The sequence below is a fragment of the Solwaraspora sp. WMMD1047 genome, assembly GCF_029626155.1.
GTDB lineage: Bacteria > Actinomycetota > Actinomycetes > Mycobacteriales > Micromonosporaceae > WMMD1047.
This window is the reverse complement of sequence record NZ_JARUBL010000001.1, coordinates 607659-624273: the sequence shown is the minus strand read 5'-3', so window position 1 is coordinate 624273 and position 16615 is coordinate 607659. Positions and strand designations below refer to the sequence as shown.

At 70.3% G+C, this 16615-nt stretch carries 12 protein-coding genes; 2 read left to right on the top strand and 10 right to left on the bottom strand.

The window, feature by feature from the left end; translation table 11 throughout:
- The first annotated feature begins 6 nt into the window (after window positions 1-6).
- Entirely contained in the window at window positions 7-717 is a 711-nt protein-coding gene (locus tag O7627_RS02825; protein ID WP_278091942.1) for an OBAP family protein, read from the top strand.
- Between the two features lie 51 nt (window positions 718-768).
- Here O7627_RS02825 and ggt read toward each other — a convergent pair whose 3' ends face one another.
- The 10 genes from ggt to O7627_RS02775 all read right to left on the bottom strand — a co-directional run bounded on the left by ggt (window position 769) and on the right by O7627_RS02775 (window position 12580).
- Window positions 769-2427 (bottom strand): gamma-glutamyltransferase, encoded by a 1659-nt coding sequence (ggt, locus tag O7627_RS02820; RefSeq protein ID WP_278091941.1) that lies wholly within the window; start codon window positions 2425-2427, stop codon window positions 769-771.
- Window positions 2424-3248, bottom strand: coding sequence for an isochorismatase family cysteine hydrolase (locus tag O7627_RS02815; RefSeq protein ID WP_278091940.1), 825 nt, complete (start codon window positions 3246-3248; stop codon window positions 2424-2426). Before O7627_RS02815 ends, ggt begins: the two co-directional genes overlap by 4 nt.
- Window positions 3248-3436 carry a hypothetical protein gene (locus tag O7627_RS02810; protein ID WP_278091939.1) on the bottom strand — a complete coding sequence of 63 codons (189 nt, stop codon included), beginning with the start codon at window positions 3434-3436 and terminating at the stop codon, window positions 3248-3250. Before O7627_RS02810 ends, O7627_RS02815 begins: the two co-directional genes overlap by 1 nt.
- A 15-nt stretch (window positions 3437-3451) precedes the next feature.
- On the bottom strand, window positions 3452-5074 hold the full coding sequence (locus O7627_RS02805) for an L-lactate permease (RefSeq protein WP_278091938.1): 1623 nt from the start codon (window positions 5072-5074) through the stop codon (window positions 3452-3454).
- Between the two features lie 200 nt (window positions 5075-5274).
- On the bottom strand, window positions 5275-6474 hold the full coding sequence (locus O7627_RS02800) for a zinc-dependent alcohol dehydrogenase (protein WP_278091937.1): 1200 nt from the start codon (window positions 6472-6474) through the stop codon (window positions 5275-5277).
- A gap of 566 nt (window positions 6475-7040) precedes the next feature.
- The gene (locus O7627_RS02795; protein WP_278091936.1) at window positions 7041-7916 is read right to left on the bottom strand and encodes a sugar phosphate isomerase/epimerase family protein; all 876 of its coding nucleotides are present in this window, start codon (window positions 7914-7916) and stop codon (window positions 7041-7043) included.
- Window positions 7917-7922: 6 nt separating this feature from the next.
- Window positions 7923-9107, bottom strand: a complete 1185-nt coding sequence (locus O7627_RS02790) for an ABC transporter substrate-binding protein (RefSeq protein WP_278091935.1) — start codon at window positions 9105-9107, stop codon at window positions 7923-7925.
- A gap of 10 nt (window positions 9108-9117) precedes the next feature.
- The gene (locus tag O7627_RS02785; RefSeq protein ID WP_278098127.1) at window positions 9118-10095 is read right to left on the bottom strand and encodes an ABC transporter permease; all 978 of its coding nucleotides are present in this window, start codon (window positions 10093-10095) and stop codon (window positions 9118-9120) included.
- Window positions 10095-11072 carry an ABC transporter permease gene (locus tag O7627_RS02780; protein ID WP_278091934.1) on the bottom strand — a complete coding sequence of 326 codons (978 nt, stop codon included), beginning with the start codon at window positions 11070-11072 and terminating at the stop codon, window positions 10095-10097. The genes O7627_RS02785 and O7627_RS02780 overlap by 1 nt, the downstream gene beginning before the upstream one ends.
- The gene (locus tag O7627_RS02775; RefSeq protein WP_278091933.1) at window positions 11069-12580 is read right to left on the bottom strand and encodes a sugar ABC transporter ATP-binding protein; all 1512 of its coding nucleotides are present in this window, start codon (window positions 12578-12580) and stop codon (window positions 11069-11071) included. The genes O7627_RS02780 and O7627_RS02775 overlap by 4 nt, the downstream gene beginning before the upstream one ends.
- Before the next feature lie 448 nt (window positions 12581-13028).
- Here O7627_RS02775 and O7627_RS02770 point away from each other — a divergent pair, with 448 nt between their 5' ends.
- Entirely contained in the window at window positions 13029-16586 is a 3558-nt protein-coding gene (locus O7627_RS02770; RefSeq protein ID WP_278091932.1) for a ThuA domain-containing protein, read from the top strand.
- Window positions 16587-16615: the final 29 nt, after the last annotated feature.

Below are 16615 nucleotides of genomic sequence, written 5' to 3'. Positions count from 1 at the left end.
TCGCGGATGAACCGGCGCCCGAGCCCGGTGCGACCGCCGGGCGAGTCGACCAGCCTGTGGCACCAGGGGTTGTCCCTCGGCGCCAAGGCGTTACAGGACACCGCGCCCCTGAAGGGTTTCGACGCGTACGTGGTGGGGTTCCACCCGGCCAAGGACGATCCGTCGATGCAGATGGAGGCGCACCACTACTGCCGGCAGGTCAACGACGACTTCCTGCAGTGTGTGCTTTTCGACGGCAACACCGCCGAGGCCAACCTGATCGGCATCGAGTACATCGTCTCGGAACGGCTGTACGGGACCCTCCCGGCGGCCGAGCGCGGCTACTGGCATCCGCACAACTTCGAGGTGCTCGGCGGGTCGTTGATCGCGCCGGGGCTGCCGGAGCCGGCCGAGCGGGCGTTGATGGCGATGCTGATGAACAGCTACGGCAAGACCTGGCACACCTGGCACACCGGCCGACTGGACACCGGACCGGGCGATCCGCTGCCGCTGGGCGAGCCGGTGCTGATGTGGTCGTTCAACCGCGAGGGGCAGTGCGACCCGGGGCTGGAGCAGCACCGCAACGAGGCGATGGACGTCGACCGCGCCGAGAAGGTGCGCGCTCGGTCGGGCCTGCGGGAGCGCGCGCATCCGCAGGACGGGGTGGCGCTGCTTGACGGAGCCTTCCCCGCGGGCGAGTCGATACCGGGGGTGGTCGACCGGTCGACCGGCCGGTAGCCGACGAGGCGTGGCAGGCCGTCGGCGGGAGACCGCGGACCTCGCCGGCATTCAGTAGCCGAGGGCGGCGCCGTCGCCGCGCGGGTCCGCGCCGGCCGCCAACAGTCCTCGTTCGTGGTCGATCCGGATGGCGTGGGCGTGGCCCATGTTGTCGTCCCAGTTCGGCAGCATCCGCACCGGCTGCCGGCGGCGTTGCAGTTCGCGGGCGACCTCGTCGCCGATGCGGCCTTCGAGGGACAGGTCCTGGGCGGTGGTACCCCAGGTGCGGCCCATCAGCCAACGGGGTGCCTCGATGGCCTGCTGTACGTCGTACCCGAAGTCGATGATGCGGGTCAGGAGCGCGACGTGGGTCTGTGGCTGGCCCTCCCCGCCCATGCTGCCGAACGCCAGCCAGGGTCGGCCGTCCCGGCAGGCGAGACCCGGGATCAGGGTGTGGAAGGTGCGCTTGCCCGGCTCCATCCGGTTCGGGTGGTTGTCGTCGAGCGAGAAGAACGAGCCGCGGTTCTGCGGGATGATGCCGGTGTCCCCGGCGACCATCGCGCTGCCGAAGTCGTGGTAGATCGACTGGATCGTGGAGACGACGAGGCCGTTCTCGTCGACGGCGCTGAACGCGCAGGTGTCGCCCTGCGGGGCCCGGCGCCGGGTCTGCGGGCCGAACCGGAGACCGGGCTCGACATCGGCCATCACCATTGCCCGCTCGCCCCGGATCAGCTCCCGCCGCCGCGCGGCGTAGTCCCGGTCGAGCAGTTGGGCGACCGGGATGTCGACCCAGTGCCTGTCGGTGAGCCACTCGTCGCGGTCGGCGAAGGCGAGTTTCACCGCCTCCGCGAGGTGGTGGTAGTAGTCGGGGGTGCCGTCACCCCAGGCGGCCACATCGTAGCCGGAGATGATGTTGAGGATTTGCAGGGCGGCGAAGCCCTGCGTGTTCGGCGGGAGTTCGTAGACGGTGTGGCCCCGGTAGTCGGTGCAGATCGGGTCTTCCCAGTGCGCCCGGTAGGCGGCGAAGTCGTCGGCGCGCAGCGGTGATCCGGTAGGGGCCAGCGCGGCGCAGATCCGCTCGGCGAGGTCTCCCTCGTAGAAGCCGTCGCGGGCACCGTCGGCGGCGATGGTCGCCAGTGACCGGGCCAGGTCCGGCTGGACGAGCCGGTCGCCCTCCCGGGCGGCCCGCCCGTCTGGTGCGAAGATCCGGGCCGTGGAGTCCTCGCCGGTGAGCAGGTCCAGGTCGTCGACGAGCCAGTCGGCCAGCGATCGGGACACCGGAACCCCGTGCCGCGCGTAGTGGATGGCGTCGGTGAAGAGGTCGGGCCAGGGCAGTTCTCCGTAACGTTCGTGGGCCACCCGCCAGCCGTCTACGGCGCCGGGGACGGTCAGCGCGGCCAGCCCTCCCCGGGACGGCACCTCGTCGGTGTGTCCCCGGTCCCGGTAGTAGTCCCGGGTGGCGGCGGCTGCGGACGGGCCGGAGGCGTTCAGGCCGCGTACCGTGCCGTCGGGTTCCGCGATCAACCAGAAGCCGTCGCCGCCGAGCCCGGCCATGTGCGGGTAGGCGACGCAGAGCAGCGCGTTGACGGCGATCGCGGCGTCGACCGCGCTGCCTCCGCGGCGCAGGGCGTGCAGGCCGGCCTCGCTGGCCAGGGTGTGCGGCGAGGTGACCGCGCCGCGGTCGGCGCGGGTGGGCGGCCGGCCGGTACGCGGGCCGTGCGGGGCGGTCATGTCGATCCCCCCGATGACGGTCGATACGGCTGCGGGTCGGCGAACCGGTCGGTGGTGGTGACGAACCCCCAGCACTGCCGGGTGTTGAACAGCACGGCGTCCTTGCAGTACGACGGGCTGGAGGTGGCGGTGGCGTCGGCGATGAGCACCGGGTTGTAGTCCCGGAAGTAGGCGTCCTCCAAAGTGGTGCTGACGCACTGGTCGACGTTCACCCCGCAGACGAAGAGGGTCTGGATGCCCTGGGTTCGCAACACCTGGTCCAGGTGGGTGCCGTAGAAACCGCTCATCCGTACCTTCTCGACGTGGATGTCGTCGTCGCGCATCTGGCTCTTCAGCTCGTCGACCATCTCCGCCCCCCACGACCCCGCGGTCAGCACGGACCCGTTGTCCAGTTCCTGGCCGATGCCCTGCTGGTCCCGGCGGTGCTTGAAGGAGTAGAGCGTGGGGGCACCGAGGTTGCGCAGGTCGGGCCGGTTGTGCCAGTAGATCCAGATGATGAACATGCCGTGTCGGCGGGCGGCCTCGATCGCCCGCCGGACGCCCGGTATCGCTTCCCGGCAGGCCCGGTAGTCCAGGCCGGAGCGGTAGGTCCAGCCGCCTGGGGCGCAGAAGTCGTTCTGCATGTCGACCACGGCGAGCGCGCCCCGGTTGAGGTTGTCCACGAACGGCAGCAGCTCGGCGTCGAAGCGGACCAGCTGCCCGTCGGTGTGGTGCGGGGAGAGGTGCACATGATCTTCGTAGAGGTGCCACCGGTCGGCGCTGGCACCCAGTTGTACGCCTCCGTCCCCGGTGTCGGCGTAGATCTCGCGGAACCGACCCATCACCCCTCCTCGTTCCCGTCGCCGGCGGGTGCGAACCTCAGCACGATCGGTATCGCGCCGGCGACCCCGACGAGCGCCAGGCCCGCCCACCACACCGGCGGGGTGCCGGTGTCGGTGCCGATGCTGAGCGCCGGCAGTGCCACCAGGAACAGCACCAGCGCCAGCAGCAACCAGCGGAGCTCGGTCATCACGTCCTCCCGGCATCAGACGAACAGCAGCGTCAGCAGACCGATCACGACCGCCGCGGCGAGCGTCCACGGCAGTGTCTTGCGCAGTACCTGGCCCTCCTGGCCGACGATGCCGGCGGTGCCGGTGCCGAGCACGATGTTGGCCGGGGCGATCGCGTTGCCGACCGCCCCACCAGCGCTCTGCGCGGCGATGATGGCGTTGCCGGACAGCCCCGTACCGCTCGCCACGCCCTGCTGCAACTGGCTGAACAGCACGTTGGACGCGGTGTTGCTGGAGGTCATGAACGCGCCGAGGAGCCCGATGAAGTTCGCCACGAAGGCGTAGACCAGCGGCGGGGAGACCGCCTCGATCCCCTGCGCCAGCACGTCGGTCAGGCCGGAGTGTTCCATCACCCCGGCGAGTACCAGGAACGACAGGATCGCCACCGACGCCGGTGCCGCGTTGTCGGCCAGGGAGGACCAGATCGGCTGCCCGCCGGCGCGCCCGCGCTGCGCCGCGAAGAAGCCCCGGGCCCGGAAGGCCAGCCAGGTGACCGCCGTCGCGACGATGAGCGCGAATCCCGGGTGGGTGAACGGCGAGATCGGCGAGTACGGCGACTCCCCCTCGCTCGACACGTCGTAGCCGGTCGTCACGTCGGGGAACGGGAAACCGAACTCCACCTGGTCGAGCAGGTTCTCCACCGGCGGGATGGCCAGGGTGAGCACGGCCACGGCGGTCAGCGCGGCGTACGGCAGCATCGCCCACGCCAGGCTCATCGTCGGCTTCGCGGCATCATCTTCGGCAGCGTCCCCGGCATCCTTGTTCATAGCCGGCCGCCGCTGGATGTCGCGCGCCGGCTCGCGGTAGCGCGCCCACCTGGACAACGGGTAGAGGGCGACCAGGGCCACCGTGGTGGCGAGGAAGTTCGAGAGCAACGGCTCCCAGTACATGATCACGAATTGCAGGCCGGCGTGGATCGCCGAGATGATCAGGATCAGCGGCCAGGCCAGCCGGACCGCCGCGCCGCGGCCCGCCATCCAGGCGATCGTGACCCCGGCCATCAGGGTGACCGGCGCCAGCAGCACCGCGGTGACCAGCGCGGTGGTCAGCTCGTCGTCCAGCTCCACCACCTGCAGGGTGGCGAGCCAGCCGACCGCCAGCGTGCCGAACATGTTCGCCCAGGCGTGCCCGATCAGCGGTATCGCCACCGCGTACACGGCCCGTACGCCGATCGCCAGCAGCAGCGGCGCGACGATGGCGATCGGCGCGCCGAAGCCCGCGATGCCCTGCACGAAGGAGGCGAACACCCAGCCGAAGGCGAGCACCAGGAAGACGTGGTTGCGGCTGTAGCGGGACAGCCCCCGACGCAGGGCGTCGAACGCCCCGGCGGCGGTGCCGATCCGGTAGAGCAACAGCGCCGGCCAGATCACCAGCAGGATGAAGATCGCGTCCCAGATCCCCTTGCCGGCACCGACCGCGACCGTCTGCCACGGCGTACGGAAGAACACCAGGGCGAGCAGGACGGCCAGGAACATGCCGACCGGTCCGGCCTGGGGCGCTTTCCAGCGCAGCACCGCCAGGAGCACCAGCAGCAGCACGATCGGGCTGATGGCCAGCAGCCAGCTGCCGATGTTGATGGGCAGCGTGGTGTCGTTCATGTCGGCCGTCGCGGCACAGGTGACGCCCGGGACCGGCAGGTCGGTACGGCCATGCTCCTGTTCTATCCCAGATAGCTATAGAAAGCAGTAATACTGGCATTTCGACCAGCCGACCCGGCACCGGTCCAGCCGCTGACGCCAGCGGGCGGTGCCGGCGCCCAGAGCGGGCACCGGCACCGTCGCGCGGGGTGGTCGGGGGTTCAGGTGGCGAGGGCGACCTTCAGCCAGCCGGGGTCCCGATCCTGGAACTGGCGGTACGCCGAAAGCACATCGCCCATCGGTTCGTGCCTGGTCAGCAGCCGCGCCGGGTCGACAGTGCCGCTGGTGACCAGCCGCAGCAGCTCAGGAATGTACTTCCGGTGGTGGCAGTTGCCGCTGCGGATGGTCAGGTTCTTCATCATCGCCTCCCCGAACGGCCAGCTGGTGACCGTCTGCGGGTAGACGCCGATGATCCCGACCGTGCCCGCCTTGGCCACCGCCCGCACCGCCCACTGGGCGGCCAGGCTGGGCGCGTCGCCCGGCGCCCAGGCCGGGTCGGTCTCCGGGGCGACCTGCTCGACCTCACGATCGAACTGCTGCGCCTGCTGATCCACCTCCTCGGTGGCCGGGCCCGCGGCGGGCCGTTCCGCGTCGACGCCCACGGCGTCGATGACCTTGTCGACGCCGATGCCGCCGGTCATCTCGACGATCGTGGACACCGGGTCCTCGGCGTTGAAGTTCACCACTTCGGCGTGCTGCGCGCGGGCCATGGCGAGGCGGTCCTCCAGCCCGTCCACCACGATGACCCGTCCCGCCCCCTGCAAATGGGCCGAGAGGACGGCGAGTTGGCCGACCGGTCCCGCTCCGAACACCGCGACGGTCTCACCGGGACGGACGTCGGCCAGTCGGGCGCCGAACCAGGCGGTCGGCCAGATGTCCGACATCATGATCGCCTGGGAGTCGGTAACCTCGGCGGGAATCGGCACCAGGCCGACGTTGGCGTACGGCACCCGGGCGTACTCGGCCTGCAGGCCGTCGAATCCGCCGGCCGCCTCCGGCCCGCCGAAGAACGCGGTGCCGGCCCGCCGGCCGCCGGGGTTGGCATTGTCGCACTGGGCGAAGTACCCGGCCCGACAGTAGGAGCAGTATCCGCAGGCGATCGTCGACGGGACGATCACCCGGTCCCCGGGTACGAGGTTACGGACCCCGGACCCGACCTCGACGATCTCGCCGACCGCCTCGTGGCCGAGGATGATGCCGGGTCGCAGGCCGGGCATGGTGCCCCGGATCATGTGCAGGTCGGTGCCGCAGATCGCGCTGGTGGTGACCTTCACGATCGCGTCGGTCGGGTCCTGGATCTTGGGGTCGGTCACGTCGGAGAACCGGATGTCCCCGACACCGTGCCACGTGACGGCCTTCATCGGATGTCCCTTCGTAGGCTTCCCTCTTGACGTACCCGGGCTGGTCCGACGAAACCGAACGATTCAACAGTGGTCTGGCGGGTATGCGCTGGCGGGTCGGACCCGGGCAGCCCGGCGCCGCTGGTAGTGCTGGCGAGCCGGCTGCGTGGCCTGGTTGCCGGGGGCCGTGGTCGGACCAGCCGGGCGGGACGGTTGCGGTTACGCCAGTTGGAGATCATCCCGCTGATCGCGGTGCAGGCCGGTCTGGCGGGCACTCGGGGTGGCCCTCGGACTCGCCGGCCGGGGTGGCACCGTGGTCAGCCAGGTGGGTGGCGCGCGGCGGTGCTGATCGCCACCTCGTCATCGGCGGTAGCGCCGGATCCTTCCCGGACCGGTCGGCTTCGAGTGGCAGGCCACTGATTGACGCTCCAACCCGGGCTCCCGGCATCGACCGCCGGACGGGTCGGCGAAACCGCCCGACGGTCGGTGCCGGGAGAGCTGAGTCGATGGGCAGTGTATGACGTATGACGTCTAACGTGGATTCACGTTAAGCGGAAGTTGCCACCGTGTCAAGCGACTGTTGTCGATCAGGTGTCCGGGTTCCGGTCGATCCACCGGAGGACCGCCCGAAGGTTCGCCAGACCCTCCACCGCGAGCTGATCCTGCGACCGGGCGAGGGGCCGCCAGATCGACGCCGCGGTCGCGATGGTCTCGTTCTGCGCGGTGAACGACTCGATGCAGACCGCGCCCGGGTAGCCGGTGGCCCGCAGCGCGGTGAAGAACCGGCGCCAGTCGAAGTGGTCCGCCCCGGGCGCGCCCCGGTTCGTGCCGCTGACCTGGACGTGCTTGATGTGCGGTCCGGCCGCGGCGAGGGCCGTGTACGGGTCGGCCTCCTCGATGTTCAGGTGATAGGTGTCGATCATGAGACCGACGTTCGGGGGCAGCCCGTCGATCAGGTCGACCGCCTGTTCCAGGGTGTTGACCACGCTCGTCTCGTACCGGTTGAGCGCCTCCACCCCGATGCTGACGCCGCGCTCGCCGGCGTGGTCGGCCACCGGGGCCAGCGCCTTGCGGAAGTCGGCGTAGCAGGCCGAGCGCTGCGGTCCCGACATCCGCCAGGTGCGACCCACCGAGGCGTAGACCGGGCCGCCGACGGCGGGCGCCCCGACGGCGGCCGCGGCCTCCACACAGGTGCGCAGGTACGCCACCGTCGACTCCACGACCGCCGCCGGGGCGTCCACCAGCTCCCGCCCCGGCGGGGTGACGGCGCAGACGGCGGCCGGGGCGAGGCGGTACGACGCGAGCAGGTCCCGGGTCCGGACCGGGTCCCAGTCCCCGGGTTGCTCGATCGGCAGCTCGACCGCCTCGAAACCGAACGCGGCGATCCGCGGGATCAGCTCGGCCAGGGCCTCGTCGTCGACCGGCGAGGCCCAGACCCACGGGTTCACGCCGATGGCGTACACCGGCACCTACTTCCAGCGTTGCGGATAGCCGGGTAGGTCGGTGCAGCCGCACATGGCGTAGTGCAGCGGCGGCATGTCCGCGTCGAGGAAGGTGTCCAGGTTCTCGGCGGTGATCGTGGGCTGCGGCAGCTTCCACGGGTTGGAGACCTCCTCGCCGCCCAGCACCTTCAGCGCCGCGATCACCGGGGTCCGCCACTGGTAGGTCGGATAGGTGGGCGCGATCGCGGTGAGGTTCTGCTCCTTCCACAGCTTCAGGAAGTCCAGCTGGTCCTCGCCGTTGATCGGCGGCACCGGCTGGCCGGCGTCCTGGAACGCCTCGACCGCCGCCACCGCGACCGCCCCGGCGTCCATCCAGACGCCGTCGATGGTGCCGTACCGCTGCAGGTAGTCGTCGACGATCTTCTTCGTCTTGGCCGGATCGCCGTCGGTGAACTCGACCCCGACCACCTCGACCCCGGCCTTGTCGAAGGCCAACTTCGCGGCGGACCACCGGGTCTCCAGCACGTCCACGCCGGGCAGGATGCGCAGCGCGAGCACCTTGCCGCCCGGCTTCATCCGCTGGCTGACGAACTCGGCCGCGACGTGGCCGAAGCCGTAGCCGCCGATCGGGTTGATGAAGGTCACCGGGCAGGTGGTCTGGACGCCGCGGTCGAAGACGATGACCGGCAGCCCCTGCTGGCAGGCCGCCTCGACGGCCGGGGTGAGCGTGGCGGTGGTGTTCGGCGAGACGATCAGCGCGTCGCAGTCCTTGCCGAGCAGGTCGTTGATGTCCGCGATCTGCTTCTGGTCCTTACCCTCGGCGTCGACGTGCACGAACTCCCGGATGTGCTCGCGGTGCACCTCCACCTCGGCCTGCATGGTCTTGTAGCCGACCTGGCGCCACGGGTTGTTCAACCCGGCGTTGGAGAAGCAGATCTTGTACGGGCCGGGCTTCTTGAACTTCGCGGTCGACACCATCGTCGGGTTGAGCACCTGCTCCCACGGCTTGTCAGCCGGCCCGGTCGGGGTGACGTTGAGCAGCGCGAGCTCGTTGTCGTAGTCGGCCTGCACGAAGAACTTCGACTGCTCCCCGGTACCCGACCCGGCCGCCTCGGAGGCGGTGCTCGACGCGGTGGGGGTCGGTTCGTCGGTGGCGCAGCCGGCCAGCATCAGCATGGCGCCGACCGCCACGACCGCTGTCTGACGTCTCATGTGGTCTCCCTTATCTGGACGAGGAACGCGCGGACGAGACCGCCACGGCGAGCAGGATGATCGCTCCCTGGACGGTCGACTTGAGAGCGCCGGAGACGCCGTAGAAGTTCATGAGGGCGAAGAGCGTCTCCAGGGTCAGAGCGCCGAGCATTGCGCCGATCACCGAACCGCGGCCGCCGCCCAGGGCGACGCCGCCGAGCACCACCGCGGTGATGGCGCCGAACTCCAGCCCGACGCCGGCCTGGAACGACACGCCGCTGTATCCGCCGAGCAGGATCGCGGCGAGCGCGGCGGCGAGGCCGCTGAGCACGAACGCGGTGGTCTTGGCCCGCCACACCCGCACCCCGCTCAGCTCGGCGGTACGCGGGTTGTCGCCGACGGCGACCAGGGTCCGGCCGAAGTCGGAGCGGGACAGCAGCACCGCCAGGCCGGCCACGGCCAGCAGGATGAGCAACGCGTACGGGATGCGTCCCAGGCCGGGAACGTCCTCGACGGCCCGCCGGCCGAACCGCCGGAACTCCTCGGAGAGCCCGCCCTTGGGGGCGCCGTCGGACCAGTAGTACACCGCCCCGACGAGGATCAGGTACATGCCCAGGGTGGTGATGAACGAGGGCACCCGCAGCCGGGTGGTGACCAGGCCGTTGACCAGCCCGACGATCGCACCGCCCGCGAGCAGCAGCGCGACCACCGGCCAGGTGCGCGACGGCTCGCTGTCGATGAGCCGGGCCGCGACGACGACCTGCGCGGTGACGAGCGAGCCGACGGAGAGGTCGAACTCGCCGGAGACGATCACGAAGTACTGTCCGGCGGCGAGCAGGATGATCGGCGCCGACCGGCCGAGGAAGGACATCAGCGACGGCGGGGCGAGGAACTCGGGCTGCCGGAAGGCGATCAGGACCACCAGCACCGCGAGGATCACCACGATCGGCAGCACGCTGCCGGAGCGGACCCGCAGCGGCGAGAACGGCCGACGCTCGGCGAGTCGCATCACCGGGACGCCGCCTTCCGCATGACCCGGCGGGCGTAGAGGGCGACCGCCACGATGATGATCAGGCCGCGGATCACCTGTTTGAAGAAGGCGTCCACTTCGAGCTGGTTGAAGATGGCGTCGATGCTGGCCAGCAGCAGCACGCCGCCGATGGTGCCGGCGACGCCGCCGCGGCCGCCGGCCAGCGCGGTGCCGCCGAGGACCACCGCGGCGATCGACTCCAGGTCGTAGAGCCCTTCGGTGCCGACCCGGGGGGCGCCCGAGCCGAGCCGGCTGGCGAGGTAGATCCCGGCGAGGCCGGCGCAGAGCGAGCAGAGCACGTGGGCGGTGACCAGCACCCGGTGGTTGCGTACCCCGGAGAGCCGGGCCACGTCGGGGTCGCCGCCGACGGCGACCAGGTGGTGGCCGAAGCGGGTGCGGGCGAGGGCGATCCAGACGGCGGCGGCGACGGCGAGCAGCAGCAGGAACGACACCGGGATCGGGCCGAGGCGCTGATAGCCGAGGCTGCGGACCAGCGCCGGCGCGGTCTCGCCCGTCGGGCCGTCGTAGCCGTTGTCGAGATATCCCTTCAGCAGCAGCCCGACGCCCACGGTGGCGATGAACGCGTTCATCCGCGCGGTGGTGACCAGCAGCCCGTTGAGCAGTCCGATCGCGGCGCTCACCGCGAGCGCCAGGCCGATTCCCGGCAGCAGCGCGCCGTCGCTGCCGGCCATCGTCTCGGCCGCGACGAGGGTGCTGAGGCTGACCACGTACGCCACGGAGAGGTCGAGCGAGCCGCCGAGGATGACCAGGGTCTGGCCGATCGCGACGAGGCCGAGCCCGGTGGCGACGTGCAGCAGGCTCACCGTCGTCGAGAGGTTGAACAGCTGCCCACCGTCGATCGTGACGACCAGCCAGCCGACCGCCAGGGTGGCGGCCAGGGCGGCGAAGACGCCCGGCGGGGTGCGCCGGGCCGACAGCGGCACGGAGAGCGTCATGCCGCCGCCACCGGGTCGGTGCCCAACGCCAGCGCGAGGACCTCCTCCTCGGTCGCACCGGCGGGCAGCTCCCCGACGGTCCGGCCGTCGCGCATGACGACGATCCGGTCGCTCATGCCGAGCAGCTCCGGCAGCTCGGAGGAGATCATCAGCACCGCCGCGCCCTCGCGGGCGAGGCGGCGGACCAACCCGTGGATCGCCGACTTGGCGCCCACGTCGATGCCCCGGGTCGGCTCGTCGAAGAGCAGCACCTTGGGGTCCACGGCGAGCCACCGGGCCAGCACCACCTTCTGCTGGTTGCCGCCGGACAGGAAGCGGATCTCCTGGTCCTCGCCGGCCGACCGCACCTGGACCGCGGCGAGCAGGTCGTGGACCCGGATGGTGCGGTTGCGGCGGCCGGTCCAGCCCGACCCGACGGCGCGGCCGGCCAGCAACGCGTTGTCCAGCACCGACTGCCGGGCGACGATGCCCTCGCCCTTGCGGTCCTCGGTGACGTACGCGATGCCGAGCCGGATCGCGGCACGCGGTGAGCGCAGCCGGACCGGTACCCCGTCGACGGTGACCTCGCCGGTGCGCAGCGGCGCGACCCCGATCAGCGCGCGGGCCAGCGCCGACCGGCCGGAGCCCTGCAACCCGCCGATCCCGACCACCTCACCGGCGCGCAGCTTGAGGTCGACACCGCGCAGTTTCCGGTTCCCGCCGTCGCGGACGGTGAGCCGGACCGGCCCGATCTCGTCGGGGTCGGCCCGATCGGGATAGTAGCTGGACAGTTCCCGGCCGACCATGTGCCGGACCAGCTGCTCCGGGTTGGTGTCCGCGGTCGGCAGCGTGGTCACCCGGCGGCCGTCCTTGAGCACGGTGATCCGGCCTGCCAGGTCGAAGACCTCGCGGAGCCGGTGCGATACGTAGAGCACGCCGATCAGCCGCTGCTGCAGCCGCCGGACCAGTGCGTAGAGCTGTTCGACCTCGTGGCCGGCGAGGGCGGCGGTCGGTTCGTCCATGATGAGCAGCCGCGCGTCGAGGGCGAGTGCCTTGACGATCTCGACGACCTGCTGCTGCGCGACGCCGAGCTGCCCCACAGGAGCGTCTGCCGGGATCGCGGCTTCGCCGATGGCGGCGAGGTGCTCCTCCGTGCGGTCGAGCATCGTGCGCCGGTCGACGAGCCCGCGGCGGACCGGCTCGTGGCCGAGGTAGACGTTCTCGGCCACCGTCCGCTCGGGCAGCAGGTTGAACTCCTGGTGCACCATGCCGATGCCGACCCGTTGGGCGTCGCGCGGGCCGTGGAAGCTTCGCGGCGTGCCGGCGAATTCGACCGTGCCCTCGTCGGGCGCGTACACCCCGGACGCGATCTTCATGAGGGTCGACTTGCCGGCGCCGTTCTCACCGACGACGGCGTGCACCTCACCGGGCGACACGTCGAGGTCGATGGCGTCGAGAACCCGCACACCGAGGAACGACTTGCCGATGCCCCGGAGTGCGAGCAGCGGGGACGGCGAAGAGGCGGGCATAGGGGATCCCTACGGAGGGTAGTCACGGACCTTGCCGAGCGCGAAGGAGCTTCGCACTGAGGAGGGTAAATGATCAGATGTATCACTGCAATCCCGTCGCGCCCACGATGGATCGACCGCCGCCGCCCACCCGCTCCGCCCCTGATCAACCGCTTGCAACCCTGGCAGCGGGCGCCTTCGAACCGATTCCATCAGCACGTCCCCGTAACAACATATTGACTTTTTGCGATGTCACACGCATGCTGACCGAGCAGACCACGGGCCAGGTACATCAGATAAATCTCTGTGTCACAGCCCCGCGGACCTGACTGCCCGTCGCGGCGGACGGCATGACGATCTGACCGGCACACGTGCACGCCATCGGCACACCTCGGCACGGTTCGACACCGAGGTGAGTCGTCCCGTGCCCGTGGTCGCAGCCTCGTTGCCCGCCGAAAGAGGAGACGGCATGCGTCGCAAAACATTGATCATCGGCACTATCGCGGGCCTGTTGCTGTCGCTCGCGGTCGTCGTCCCGCCCGCGTCGGCGGCCCCGGCCTTCCGCGCTCTGCTGTTCACCAAGACCACCGGCTACCGGCACGACTCGATCCCCGCCGGTATCGCGATGTTCCAGGAACAGGCCGCCGCCAACAACTTCGAAGTCGTCCACTCCGAGGACTCGTCCGTCTTCACCGCGGCCAACCTCGCCACCTTCGACGTCCTCATCATGTTCCAGACCTCGGGGATGGTGTGGACCTCGACGGCCCAACGGCAGACGGTGGAGGGCTACCTCGCCAGCGGCAAGGGCATCGTCGCCGTCCACAACGCCACGGACATGGGGATCGAGAACGAATACCCGTGGTGGGACCAGACCATCAACGCCGGCGCCCACATGCCGGAGCACTCCCCCGGCGTACTGCCCGGCACCGCCATCGTCGCGGACAAGAAGCACCCGTCGACGGCCAGCCTGCCGGACCGGTGGAACCGCAGCGAGGAGTGGTACAACTTCGACCGCAACCCGCGCGGCGACGTCCACGTGCTGGTCACCGCCGACGAACGCACCTACAACCCCGGTCCCCGGGCGATGGGCCCCGACCACCCGATCTCCTGGTGCCGCAACACCGGCGGCGGCCGGGTGTGGGCCACCGCGATGGGCCACGCGATCGCGTCGTACAGCGAGGCCAACTTCCGCAACCACGTGCTCGGCGGCGTCAAGTGGGCCGCCGGCAACGAACCCGGCGACTGCGGCGGCACCGTCTGGAGCAACTTCGAGAAGCGCACCCTCGACAGCAACACCGTCGACCCGATGTCGCTGGCGGTGGCACCCGACGGCCGGGTGCTCTACGTCCAACGCGGCGGCCAGGTCAAGATCTTCAAGCCGAGCACCAGCAGTACGGTCACGGCCGGCACGCTGAGTGTCTACACCGGCGGCGAGGACGGACTCACCGGGCTCGCGCTCGACCCGAACTTCGCCAGCAACGGGTACGTCTACCTGTACCACTCGCCGGCCAACAGCTCGACCGACGTCAACCGGGTCTCCCGCTACACGCTGAACGGCGACACGCTGAACATGTCCAGCGGGGTCACCATCATCGACATCCCGGCGTACCGGGACCGAACCTTCCCGGAGCCCGGCCACACCGGTGGGTACCTCGACTTCGGGCCGGACGGCAACCTCTACATCGGCACCGGTGACGACGTCGCGCCGAACCTCGACCCCAACTGGCAGGGCTACGCTCCGCTGGACTGGCGCCCGGGCAAGCACATGCTCGACTCGGCCCGCACCGCCGGCAACACCAACGACCTGCGCGGCAAGCTGCTGCGAATCCGCCCCTCCGCCGGCGGCGGCTACAGCATCCCGTCGGGCAACCTCTACCCGCAGGGGACGGCGCAGACCCGGCCGGAGATCTACGCGATGGGCTTCCGCAACCCGTTCCGCTTCTCGATCGACCCGGCCAACGGCTGGGTCTACCTGGCCGACTACGGACCGGACCGGAACCCACCGACCACCAACCGGGGGCCGGAAGGGCTCGTCGAACTCAACGTGATCAAGTCGCCGGGCAACTACGGCTGGCCGTTCTGCCACGGCGACAACCAGCCGTACGCGCCCTACAACCCAGACACCGGCGCCGTCGGCGCCAAGTTCAACTGCAACTCGCCGGTCAACAACTCGCCGAACAACACCGGCCTGACCAACCTCCGGCCGGTCGTCGCGCCGAACATGTGGTACGGCTACGGCACCTCGCCGACCTTCCCCGAACTCGGCTCCGGCGGGTCCGGGCCGATGGGCGGGCCGGTGTACCGCTACGACGCCGCCAACCCGTCCCAGACGAAGTTCCCGCCGTACTACGACGGCGTGCACTTCTTCTACGAGTGGTCACGCAGCTACATCAAGGAGGTGCACTTCGACTCCGCGACGGCGGTCACCCGCACCAACCCGTTCCTGCCCGCCGGTGGCTTCAACAAGCCGATGGACCTCGAGTTCGGCCCGGACGGCTCGCTCTACCTGCTGGAGTGGGGCACCAACTTCGGTGGCGGCAACAGCGACTCCGGCCTCTACCGGATCGACTACGTGCAGGGCGGCCGGTCCCCGATCGTCCGGGCCACTGGCACGCCCACCAGCGGCAACGCCCCGCTGACCGTGCAGTTCTCCAGTGCCGGTACGACCGATCCCGATCCCGGCGACACGCTCAGCTACCAGTGGACGTTCGGCGACGGCACCACCTCGACGGCGGCCAACCCGTCGAAGGTCTACACCAGCAACGGCAACTACACGGCGCAGCTACGGGTGACCGACAGCGGCGGCAAGACCGGCTTCGCCAACGTGCAGATCACCGTCGGCAACACCGCCCCGGTGGTCACCATCACCACGCCGGCAAACGGTGGCATGCTCACCTTCGGCGACCGGGTCTCGTACCAGATCACCGTCTCCGACCCGGGCGGCGCCCCGATCGACTGCAGCAAGGTCTTCCTGAACCCGGCCCTCGGGCACGACGACCACGCGCACGAGACGACCGACTACGCCGGCTGTTCGGGGACCATCCCCACCGACCTGCTCGGCGGGCACCCGGACGGCGCCAACCTGTTCTACGTGCTCAACGCGCGGTACACCGATGACGGTGGATCGGGCGGTGCGGCGCCCCTCACCGGCCGTGCCCAGATAATTCTCCAGCCCAAGCACAAGCAGGCGGAGTACTACAGCAGCCAGTCCGGCACCCGGGTCGTCGACCAGGCCGGCGCGGAGAGCGGCAAGCGGGTCGGGGACATCTCCAACAACGACTGGCTGGCGTTCACCCCGATGAGCCTGTCGAACATCACCAATGTCAGCTACCGGGTCTCCTCGCCGAACAGCGGGGGTTCGATCGAGCTGCGCGCCGGCTCACCGACCGGCACGCTGCTGGCGACGACGCAGGTCCCGAACACCGGCGGCTGGGACAACTACCAGTCGACACCGGCGGTGACCACCGCGGCCCTGGCCGGCACGCACACGCTGTATCTGGTGTTCAAGGGATCCGGCAGCAGCATGTTCGACCTCGACTCCGTCCGGTTCGGCGGCGATGGTGTCGGTGTCGGCACGCCACCCGACCCCGGCGGCATCGCCGGCCGGACCTGGACCCTCACCGCCCAGCACAGCAACAAGCTGATGGACGTCAGCGGCGTCTCCACCGCCGACGGCGCCCAGATCGTGCAGTGGGCGGCCACCGGCGGCAACAACCAGAAGTGGCAGGCCACCGACGCCGGGGGCGGCGCCGTGTACCTCCGGGCGCTGCACAGCAACAAGTGCCTGGAGGTGACCGGCGGCTCGACCGCCCAGGGCGCCTTCCTCCAGCAGGCCACCTGCAACAACGGCAACGCGCAGAAGTTCCAGGTGGCCGCCACCAGCACGTCGGGCATCTACACGGTGCGGAACACCGGAAGCGGGCTGTGCGTGGACGTCAACGGCGCCGCCACCACCGACGGCGCGCGGCTGCTGCAGTGGTCCTGCCACACCGGCAACAACCAGCGGTGGCGGTTCACCGCCGCCTGACCGATCCGGCACCTGTCGCTCCGGTGCGT